At 39.1% G+C, this 1,547-nt stretch carries 2 protein-coding genes; both read right to left on the bottom strand.

What is annotated here, in order from left to right:
* Nucleotides 1–243 (bottom strand): glycogen/starch/alpha-glucan phosphorylase (locus tag VGA95_05770; protein HEX9666053.1); only part of this gene is annotated, 243 nt, incomplete at its 3' end.
* A 725-nt stretch (nt 244–968) separates the two neighbouring features.
* A partial coding sequence (locus tag VGA95_05775; protein HEX9666054.1) for a CPBP family intramembrane glutamic endopeptidase occupies nt 969–1,547 on the bottom strand: 579 nt, incomplete at its 5' end.

Below are 1,547 nucleotides of genomic sequence, written 5' to 3' on the forward strand. Positions count from 1 at the left end.
GAAATCTTCTACTACCCATTCTGCCGGTTCCTCTCTCTGCCACCCATTTGGATCAAGTTTTTGATAAAAATACCCTTTCCTATGTAGTAACGATAAAGCTACCATGGGCACCTTGAGGTCAGCAGCGGAGCGTATTGTATCACCCGCCAGCATTCCAAGGCCGCCGCTATAAGTCGGCATGCTTGGATCAACGGCGATTTCCATAGAGAAGTATGCTATTTTTCGTTTTGAATGCTCAGTCATATCTGATTCGAATGACTTTACGGGAACAGAATAAGTTGTATCTATATTACATTACCATTGAACCTAAATAGAGTTTATTGTAGAAAGGTAACCATCCTCGCTTGGTTGAATTTAAACTCTCTTGAGCTAGGATTATACACTTTTCATGAGCTTATGCAATAAAACTTATAAACTTATTGAAAAAATCTCAATAAATTCGCTTTGAGGATGGAGCACAGCGTTTAGATAATCTCATTTACTTTCTTCTTTGTCTTGATACAAAGAAGTAACCCTTCGATCCTTCGATAGTTCGACAGGCTCACTACTCAGGGCTCAGGACAAGGCTGTCTCCCTGTTGTCATTCCCTAATTCCTTAATAGGGAATCCATGCTTTTACCTCTGGATCGCCGACTACTGATTTCGGGGATGACATAATAACAAAAAATTTAATTCAACCACAACCCTGTCATCCTGAATTTATTTCAGGATCTCATAAAGACATAGACACAAGAGATGCTGAAACGAGTTCAGCATGACTAATATAGTCATTTTCTTAACGCAATTTTTGGAATGCCGTTTAAGTCCTTTTCATTCCGAGAGGACTAGTGAACGCCAAACCATCCTCCCTCAAAGGGACAAGAAGGGTGAAGTTCATGAGAAGCGGAAAAGTGAAGATGGTTCAAAAGACAGGGGGGAATAAGGACAAAAATAAGAAAAAGCGGTGACAGACACTAATTAAAACATGTTTAGAGCATGGTGACGAAATATTTATTGGAGATGTTTACAACCACATGCATGATATACGCCGGCCAAAACGAGTTTCCCCTGTAGGCTATATATCCCCATAACAATCCGGTTATTACGCAGCTTAATGTTTCTATCTCTGGTTTGCCAAGATGCAATATTGTAAATGGTATCATCTGGATAAGGATGCTGCCTTCTTTGAACCTTTCTTTTAGACCGAAGAGGAGAAATCCACGAAACATAAATTCCCAACCCAGCATGTATACCAAAATTTCTAGGGAGTACGTTATCAAGTCGAAGTTTTCACTCGAATAATATCGTCTCACTGATGAAAGTTCAGAGGTTATATAGAGTATTGGCAAAGCAATGATAAGGAACGCGCAAACGTAGACCGACCATATTTTGTAATTTCCAATTCGCAACCCAAAATCAAGTGGATTCTTCCGAAGAAAAATTAAGATCGTGAGAATTGGTAATACTCCTAGATATAAGAAAGAGCTAAACCAGGTATTCCCCACACTATGGTAGTATCGAATCACTATAAAAAGAGTGGAGAAGGAGATTACAATAATCTCATTATA

It is taken from the genome of Thermodesulfobacteriota bacterium (assembly GCA_036397855.1).
In the GTDB taxonomy this organism is placed as follows: domain Bacteria; phylum Desulfobacterota_D; class UBA1144; order Nemesobacterales; family CSP1-2; genus DASWID01.